We start from the raw sequence: 8328 nt of genomic DNA on the forward strand, positions 1-8328 counted from the left end.
GGGCGCGATCACCTCCAGATAAACATCCGGACCCAGGCGCAGCAGCAGGTTGTGCGTGCCCATGCGCGGGTGGGCCCCGCCGCGCTGCGGCCGCACCCCCAGTGCGCGTTCCACCCAGTCCGCGCCGCTGGCCAGGTCGGGCGCGGCAACGGCAATGTGATCCAGTAGGGTTTTCATGGCTGGCTCGGCTCCAGGTTCTGCACCGTTTCCATGAATTCGATCTGTGCCGCCGGCACGGCATTGATAGGCGGGCCGAAACTGCCGATGGCGGGCAGGGTCATATTGTGGTGCAGGCGAATGGCCGCGGCATCGGCGTGGGGTTTGTCGTGCGTGGTGTGCGCGTCGGCGGCCAGCACTACCGGATAGCCGCGCGCCGCGGCCTGCCGCACCGTGGTATCGACACAGAATTCCGTGGCATAGCCGCATATCACCAGGCGCGTGGTGCCCAGCTGCTGCAGCAGCCCGGCCAGTTCCGTGCGCAGGAACGCGTCGGCGGTGGTCTTGCCCACCACGCGGTCGTCCGGCATGCGCTGCAAGGCGCCGAACAGCCGCCAGCCGGCCGACCCGTGCGCCAACTCGCCATCGGGCGACTGGTGCTGGATGTGGATCACGGGTGCTCCATGGCCCCGCGCGCGGGCGGCCAGGGTATTGATGCGCGCCACCACCGCATCGGCCTCGGCGGGCCGGGGTGGCGGGCGGAACAGGGCTTCTTGCACATCGATCACCAGCACTGCGCAGGCCATGGCGAGCTCCGGGGGAAAGCGGCCAGTCTACTGCAAGGCGGGTTTGCCTAGTGCCCGGCCGCGGGTTGGCGGTGTCAGACACCCATGGCGCTACCTTAAGCTGCCGCGGCGAGTTTTCGCCGGCACTACCAGGTGTCTGGCTCCCGTCAGGGTGCCAGACACCGTCTAACTGAGGCCGTCGTGGCACACAACGGTGTCCGGCACCCTGACGGGAGCCGGACACCCGGCAGTACCCCGCAAGGTGTTCTCTTTCACCCTTAAGGTAGTGCCATGGGTGTCTGACACCGCTTCCGCCTACCCCACCTTCCGCTCGTGCCCTTCCCAGTACGCGTCGCGCAGGGGCTTGCGGGCCAGCTTGCCGTTGGCGTTCTTGGGCAGTTCCGCCACGATGTCGATGCTGCGCGGCTTCTTGAAGTCGGCCAGGTGCGTGCGGCAATGCGCCAGCAATTCATCCTGGCTGGCCTGCGCGCCCGGCTTCAACACCAGCACGGCCTTGACGGCCTCGCCCCACTTGTCGTCCGGGATCCCGAATACGCAGGCCTCGTATACATCCGGGTGCTGGTACAAGGCCTGCTCGACCTCAGTGGGATACACATTGAAGCCGCCGGTGATGATCATGTCCTTCTTGCGATCGACGATATACACAAAACCTTCGTCATCCATGCGCGCCAGGTCGCCAGTGTGTAGCCAGCCGTCGCGCAGGGCTTGTGCCGACAGGTCCGGCTCGCCCCAGTACCCAGCGAACACGTCGGGGCCGCGTACCTGGATTTCGCCCACCTCGCCGGCCGGCACGGGGCGGCCTTCTTCATCCGCCAGGCACAGCTCGCCTTCGCCGAACAAGCGGCCGCACGACGACAGCCGTTCGGGGCGCGACGCCAGCGCATGCGCATGATCGGCCGTGCTCAGCAAAGCCAGCCCGCCCGTGGTCTCGCCCGTGCCATAGCCCTGGCTGAGCTTCGGCCCCAGCGCTTCCCAGGCTTCCCGTATCCGGGCGGGCGCCATCGGCGCGCCGCCATACGAAATCTGCCGCAAGGCACTCAGGTCATGCCGATGCAGGCTGGGTTCGGCGATCAGCATGTTGATCATGGTGGGCACCATGAAGCTGAAAGCGGCGCGGTGCCGCGCGGCCGATGCAAGAAAGGCTTCCGGCTCGAACCGGTCGTGCAGCAGAATGGTGCCGCCCTGGAACAGGAACGGCTGCATGAACATGCCGCTGGCATGCGTGATGGGCCCGGCCAGCGCCAGCACTTCACCGGGGTTGGCTCGCATGCGCCCCATGACCACCTTGCGCAGCGATGCCATGCGATTGCCCACGGTCTGCATGGCGGCCTTGAGCTTGCCCGTGGAGCCCGAGGTGAAATGCAGCACCGCCAGATCGTCTTCGGACATGTCCACATCGGGGTTGCGATCCGCGCCGGCGGCAATGAAAGCCTCGTACGGCTTCCAGCCATGGACGCCGCTGCTGCCCGTGACGATCATATGCCGCACACTGGACAATTCAGCCTGGATGCCGGCCACGCCTTCGCTGTGGGCGGGGTCCACGATGAACACGCTGGCCTGCGCGTTGTTCACGGTGTCCACCACTTCGCGGTTGGACAGGCGGGCGTTCAGCGCCACTTTCACCAGGCCGGCTTTGTACAGTGCGCACTCCAGCTCGATGATCTCCGGGCAATTCCAGGCCTGCACGGCGACACGATCGCCCTTGGCCAGGCCCAGCCCCAGCAGCGCATTGGCCAGGCGGTTGGACCGGGTGTCCAATTGGCCGAAACTGACGACGCGGTCGCCATGGATAATGGCGGGGCGGTCGCGCCAGTAGGCCGCGTTGCGGCTGGTATATCGTCCTTGATTCATCGGATGCCTCCTTCGTGTCGGTAGCCGGATAGTGAGGCCGCGCCGCGCCGGGGGGATAACGCCGGCGCGATTTCCCATAGCGCGCCGTTATCGGCTTCTTCTCATGCCTGTCGGTTATCAGGATGCACCGATACGGCATCGGCCACGGAAACCGGCCGGGTTAAATCTAGGGCCACGAATCAGCCTTACGACAGGCAAGACCACAGCCTGCAGGCCTATATCAAGGAGACAATCTGTGCACCGACGCGACTTCCGTCCCTGGCTGGCCACGGCCGCCCTCATCGCCGGCCTGGCGGCGCTGCTGCCCGCGCCTGCCCGGGCGGACAGCTACCCAGACCGACCCATCCGCCTGGTGGTGCCATTTACCGCAGGGGGGCAACTGGACTACATCGCCCGCCTGGTGTCAGACCCGCTGGGCCGCGAACTGGGCCAGAACATCATCGTCGAGAATGTGGGAGGCGGCGGTGGCAGCATAGGCGGCGCCAAGGTGGCAAACGCCCCGGCCGACGGCTACACCCTGCTGGAATACGGCGGCAACTTTCCCATTTCCAAGCACCTGACTCCCAAGCTGTCATTCGATCCCATCGGCGATTTCGTGCCGGTGGGCGGCATCAGCCTGTCGCCCCACGTCATTCTGGTCAACAGCAGCGTGCCCATCCACAACATGGAAGAGCTGGTGGCCTATTCCAGGGCAAACCCGGGAAAACTCAGCTACGGCAGCCCGGGCGTAGGCACATCCATGCACCTGACCTTCGAAGCCGTTAAACAGCACTTCGGCATCGATGCCCTGCACGTGCCCTACCGGGGCGGCAGCAATATGATTAATGACCTGGCGGGCGGCCAGGTAGGCGTGGGCATTATTGCGGTTGCGCCGGCCATGGCCTTCATCGAAGGCGGCAAAGTGCGGCCCATTGCTGTTACCAGCGCCGAACGCGCGCCGTCGCTGCCCCAGATTCCCACAGTGGCCGAGGCAGGCTACCCGGGGTTTGAAAGCGGCAGTTGGGGCGGCATTGCGGTTCCCAAGGGAACACCGCCGGAAATCGTCAGCAAGCTGAACCAGGCATTGGTCAGGGCGGTGAACCAGCCGGACGTGCAGAAGGCGCTGCAGTCCCAGTCGTTCAAATCCATCGCCGGCACACCGGCGCAGTTCGGCCAGTTGATCGAAGACGAATCGAACCGCTACGGCCCGCTGATCGATCAGCTTGGCCTGCGCGACGAGTAATAATTCAGCGACGCGACAGCGCGCCGGCCCGGGCGCGCTCTTGCAGAATTTCGACCAGGCGCTGCGCCAAGGGCGACAGGTAGCTGCCGTGCCGCGTCATGATGCCGATTTCGCGATGCCAGGTCACGTCTTCCAGCGGCACCACCGCCAGGCCCTTGCCAGCTTCCGACCGCAAAGTGATCTCGCTGATGACGGTAAGCAGATCGGTGCTGTGCAGGATGCTGACTAGGCTGGACACCGAAGAATTGGACTCGATGACAATCTCGGGCGGCGGCGCGCCGCGCTGCTCAAAGCGCGTTTCCAGCCATCGCCGGGAAGCCACCTGCAACCCGGGCAGCATCCAGCCGTAGCCGATCAGGTGATCAAAGCGGATTCTGGAACGGTCGAACAAGGGGTGCCCCTGGCGTGCCGCCACGAACAGGCTGTCGCGGAACAAGGGGATACGGTCGAACTCGGCGGGTGCCGCCGAGTCGTGCAGCGAGCTGATCGAAAAATCCAGCGCCCCCTGGCGCAGGGCCGGAATCAGGGCATCGTTGAGCGATACCATCACGTTGATCTTCGCGGCTGGCCGCTGGCCCACCAGGTCGACACAGGCCTGATTGAACACCGGTTCCACCAACAGCGGCGTCACGCCCACGCGCACCAGACCGATGCTGCCGCGATGCAGGTCGCCTGCTTCGCGCAGCGCTTCGTCCAGTTCGCGCCGCGCCTGCTGGCTGCGCAGGAAAAACGCCTTGCCCGGCATGGTCAATTCCATGCCCTTGGGCGTGCGCACGAACAACTGCAGCTTCAGTTCGTCTTCCAGGCGCCGGATGCCTTTGGTCAGTGCCGGCTGGCTGATGCCCATGCCATCGGCCGCCCGCCCCACATGGCCAGCCCGCGCCACGGCCAGGAAATAGTCCAGGTCTTCCAGCCTCATGATTCCGCCTGGTTATTGAAATTAAAGAAATCATAATTGCCAAGAAGGCCAAGGCTGTCAAGCTGGAGACCGTACAAGGAGACACCATGGCCCAGGAAAACCCGGCATTGGCTGCACTGCGCGCGCGCCTGCAAGACTATCTGCAGAATGAACTACTGCCCCAGGAGCGCGAGCTGGGGCTGGGATACGAAGATGAGTTTCCGCGCGAACTCGTGAAATCCATCTGGCAGCGCTCGCGCCAGCTTGGCCTGTACGGCCTGCAACTGCCCAAGGAACTGGGGGGCCAGGCGCTGCCCTACCGGGACTTATGCGTGCTGAAAGACGACGTGGCCGCGTCAGGGGCAATTCTGTTTCCCCATGTGCTGGGCGATTGGGGCGGGCCCTCGCGCATCGGCAACCTGGTGCGCTATGCCACGCCGTACCAGCTGGAGCGCTACATCATGCCGGTGGTGAATGCGGAACGCGGCGCGTGTTTCGCCATGACCGAGCCGCAATCGGGTTCGGATGCCACCAGCCTGCGCACGCTGGCCGTGGAAGACGGCGACGACTACCTGATTACCGGCGTCAAGCATTTCATCACCGCATCGACGTTCGCGGACTTCGCCGTCACCCTGTGCGTCACCGACCCGGACAAGGGCGCCGACGGGATCTCGGCCATCCTGATAGACCTGGACCAGCCCGGGGTGCGCCTGGTGCACGATTGCGTGCCCATGACGGGCCAGTATGTCGATGCCGATATCGTGCTGGACCGCGTCCGCGTGCCCAAGAAGAACCTGATAGGCAAGCCCGGCGAAGGTTTTCGCATTGCCATGAACCGCGTCAGCGTGAACCGGCTGCTGCACTGCCCCACCATGACGGGCCTGGCCCGCCAGGCTTTCCGCATGGCGGTGGATTACGCCAGGACACGCCAGCAGTTCGGCGGCCCAATCAGCCGCTTCCAGGCCATCCAGCACATGCTGGCGGACATGGCCACCGCGCTGTACGCCTGCGAGCAGATGGTGCTGGCCGCCGCCGAGCGCGCCGACGCTGGCGAAGACGTGCGCACCCTGGCGGCCATGTGCAAGCTGTTCGTGTCCGAGCGCTGTTTCGAGATCGCCGACAAGGCCATGCAAATACATGGCAACGTGGGCGTGACCAAGAACCACCCGGTCGAGTTCATTTTCCGGCGGCTGCGCCTGTACCGCATCGTGACGGGTACCAGCGAGATCCAGCGCAATACGATCGCGAAGGGGATACTGGCGTAGGGCTCGCGCTGTATGCGGTGTCAGACACCCAGGCACAACAAGGTGCCTGACACCCCACCGCGAGCCTATATGTGCAGCGCCTGCCCCAGCGCCCGCAAGGCCGCTTCCTGCACGGCTTCTCCCAGCGTGGGATGCGCGTGGATGGTGCCGGCCACGTCTTCCAGCCGCGCGCCCATTTCCAGCGACTGCGAAAAGGCCGCCGCCAATTCCGATACGCCGCGGCCCACCGCCTGCCAGCCCACGATCAGGTGATTGTCGCGGCGCGCCACCACGCGCACGAAGCCTTCAGTGGATTCCAGCGTCATGGCGCGGCCATTGGCGGCAAAGGGGAATGCCGATACCAGGCAGTCCAGCCCTGCCGCCTCGGCCTGCGCGGGCGCCAGCCCGGCGGTGACCACTTCCGGATCGGTGAAGCACACCGCCGGAATCGATGCTGGCGCGAAGCGGCGGCGGTGGCCCGCCACCAGCTCGGCAACCATTTCGCCCTGCGCCATCGCGCGATGCGCCAGCATGGGCTCGCCCGCGATGTCGCCGATGGCCCATACATTGCGCATGGAGGTGCGGCATTGGTCATCGATGCGCAGCGCATTGCCCGCGCGGTCGAGCTGCAGGGACTCCAGCCCCCAGCCCTGGGTGCGGGGCCGGCGGCCTATGGCCAGCAACACCTGGTCGGCCGGCAAGGCGGTTTCGGCGCCGTCTGCATTCTGCACCCGCACCGCGTCGCCGGCGGCATTCATGCCCAGTACCTTGCGGCCCAGGCACAGTTCCACCCCCATGCGCGCCAGCGCCGCGGCCACGGGCTTGGTCAGTTCGGCATCGTAGGTGGGCAGGATGCGATCCTGCGCCTCGACCACGGTAACCTGCACGCCCAGCTTCCGGTACACCGTGCCCAGTTCCAGGCCGATATAACCACCGCCTACCACCACCAGGCTGCCCGGCAGCGCCGACGGCGACAGGGCCTCGGTAGACGAAACGACCTTGCCGCCAAAAGGCATGGACGGCAGGGGCATGGGTTCGGAACCCGCGGCCAGCAACAGGTGCTCGCACTGAATGCGCTGCACGCCCTGCCCCGTGTCCACTTCCACTGTCTTGCCGTCCAGCACCCGGGCCCAGCCGCGCACCAGCTGCACGCCGTTCTTTTTCAGCAAGGCTTCGACGCCCCCCGTCAGGCGGCTGACGATGCCGTCCTTCCAGGCCACCGTCCTGGCGATATCAATGGCGGGCGCCTGCACCGAAATACCCAGCGGCGATTCCCCGGCATAGTCGCGGGCGCGCTCGAATTCCTGCGCCGCGTGGATCAGCGCCTTGGACGGAATGCAGCCGATGTTCAGGCAAGTGCCGCCGGGCCGCTGGCCTTCCACCACGATGGTGGGCACGCCCAACTGCCCGGCACGTATGGCCGCCACGTAGCCGCCGGGCCCGCCGCCGATGACCAGCAGCGTCGTTGTCGTTGTATCGCTCATGGCGCCTCCACGAATAGCATTGCGGGCTGCTCCAGCAGCGCGCGCACTGCCTGGATGAATTGCGCCGCATCCATGCCGTCGACCACGCGGTGGTCGAACGACGAGGACAAGTTCATCAGCTTGCGGGCCACCACCGCGCCCTGCCGGAACATGGGCCGTTCAACCATGCGGTTCACGCCGACGATGCCCACCTCGGGGTGATTGATGACGGGTGTGCTGACGATGCCGCCCAGCGCGCCCAGGCTGGTCAGGGTAATAGTGGACCCCGTCAACGCATCGCGCTCGGCCTTGCCGCTGCGCACCGCCTGGGCCAGCCGCGCGATTTCCTCGCCCAGCTGCCAGATGTCGCGCGCCTCGGCGTGGCGCAGCACCGGTACGATCAGGCCATTGTCGGTTTGCGTGGCCACGCCCAGGTGCACGGCGCCATAGCGCGTGACCACGCCGGCCTCGTCGTCGTAGCGGGCGTTGATCTGTGGAAAATCGCGCAACGCAATCACCATGGCGCGCGCCAGCAGCGGCAGCAGGGTCAGCTTGCCGCGCGATTCTCCATACTTGCGGTTCAACTGGGCGCGCAGGTCTTCCAGTTCCGTGACGTCGATTTCCTCGACGTAGCTGAAATGCGGGATGCGGCGCTTGGATTCCTGCATTTTCTGCGCGATCTTGCGGCGCAGGCCCACCACCGGAATCTGCGCTTCGTCGTGGCGTTCCGTGTAGCCGGAATGGGCCGCGGGCATGCCGGCGCCCTGCCCCTGCAGATAGGCATCCAGGTCGTCGTGCCCGATGCGCCCGGCCGGCCCGCTGCCGTGCACGAACCTGAGTTCGATCCCCAGGTCCCAGGCGCGCTTGCGCACGGCGGGCGAGGCCAGGGGCCGCTCGCCGGGCTGGC

At 66.0% G+C, this 8328-nt stretch carries 8 protein-coding genes; 2 read left to right on the forward strand and 6 right to left on the reverse strand.

Annotation, left to right across the window (positions count from 1 at the left end; translation table 11 throughout):
* From LPZ50_RS18045 to LPZ50_RS18055, 3 genes are all read right to left on the reverse strand, one after another.
* Positions 1-177, reverse strand: a 177-nt coding sequence (locus tag LPZ50_RS18045; protein WP_230663289.1) for a VOC family protein, incomplete at its 3' end; no start/stop codon positions are given.
* Positions 174-743 carry a cysteine hydrolase family protein gene (locus LPZ50_RS18050; protein ID WP_230663275.1) on the reverse strand — a complete coding sequence of 190 codons (570 nt, stop codon included), beginning with the start codon at positions 741-743 and terminating at the stop codon, positions 174-176. The genes LPZ50_RS18045 and LPZ50_RS18050, both read right to left, overlap by 4 nt.
* Before the next feature lie 294 nt (positions 744-1037).
* Positions 1038-2594 carry an AMP-binding protein gene (locus LPZ50_RS18055; protein ID WP_230663277.1) on the reverse strand — a complete coding sequence of 519 codons (1557 nt, stop codon included), beginning with the start codon at positions 2592-2594 and terminating at the stop codon, positions 1038-1040.
* Between the two features lie 235 nt (positions 2595-2829).
* On the opposite strand from LPZ50_RS18055, the gene LPZ50_RS18060 reads away from it, so the two are divergent.
* On the forward strand, positions 2830-3816 hold the full coding sequence (locus LPZ50_RS18060; RefSeq protein ID WP_230663279.1) for a Bug family tripartite tricarboxylate transporter substrate binding protein: 987 nt from the start codon (positions 2830-2832) through the stop codon (positions 3814-3816).
* Positions 3817-3820: 4 nt separating this feature from the next.
* Here the strand turns inward: LPZ50_RS18060 and LPZ50_RS18065 are convergent, their stop codons facing one another.
* Positions 3821-4735 (reverse strand): LysR family transcriptional regulator, encoded by a 915-nt coding sequence (locus LPZ50_RS18065; protein WP_230663281.1) that lies wholly within the window; start codon positions 4733-4735, stop codon positions 3821-3823.
* Between the two features lie 86 nt (positions 4736-4821).
* Between LPZ50_RS18065 and LPZ50_RS18070 the strand changes: the two genes are divergently transcribed.
* Positions 4822-5979, forward strand: coding sequence for an acyl-CoA dehydrogenase family protein (locus tag LPZ50_RS18070; RefSeq protein WP_230663283.1), 1158 nt, complete (start codon positions 4822-4824; stop codon positions 5977-5979).
* Between the two features lie 65 nt (positions 5980-6044).
* Here LPZ50_RS18070 and lpdA read toward each other — a convergent pair whose 3' ends face one another.
* Positions 6045-7442, reverse strand: coding sequence for a dihydrolipoyl dehydrogenase (gene lpdA, locus LPZ50_RS18075; protein ID WP_230663285.1), 1398 nt, complete (start codon positions 7440-7442; stop codon positions 6045-6047).
* Positions 7439-8328, reverse strand: an 890-nt coding sequence (locus LPZ50_RS18080) for a dihydrolipoamide acetyltransferase family protein (protein ID WP_230663287.1), incomplete at its 5' end; no start/stop codon positions are given. The genes lpdA and LPZ50_RS18080, both read right to left, overlap by 4 nt.

Source organism: Bordetella petrii (assembly GCF_020991325.1).
In the GTDB taxonomy this organism is placed as follows: domain Bacteria; phylum Pseudomonadota; class Gammaproteobacteria; order Burkholderiales; family Burkholderiaceae_B; genus Bordetella_A; species Bordetella_A petrii_E.

Bases quoted from the DNA above. Each gene is read 5' to 3' on its own strand.
- LPZ50_RS18050 (WP_230663275.1), bottom strand. From the start codon at position 743: ATGGCCTGCGCAGTGCTGGTGATCGATGTGCAAGAAGCCCTGTTCCGC.
- LPZ50_RS18055 (WP_230663277.1), bottom strand. From the start codon at position 2,594: ATGAATCAAGGACGATATACCAGCCGCAACGCGGCCTACTGGCGCGAC.
- LPZ50_RS18065 (WP_230663281.1), bottom strand. From the start codon at position 4,735: ATGAGGCTGGAAGACCTGGACTATTTCCTGGCCGTGGCGCGGGCTGGC.
- LPZ50_RS18070 (WP_230663283.1), top strand. From the start codon at position 4,822: ATGGCCCAGGAAAACCCGGCATTGGCTGCACTGCGCGCGCGCCTGCAA.
- lpdA (WP_230663285.1), bottom strand. From the start codon at position 7,442: ATGAGCGATACAACGACAACGACGCTGCTGGTCATCGGCGGCGGGCCC.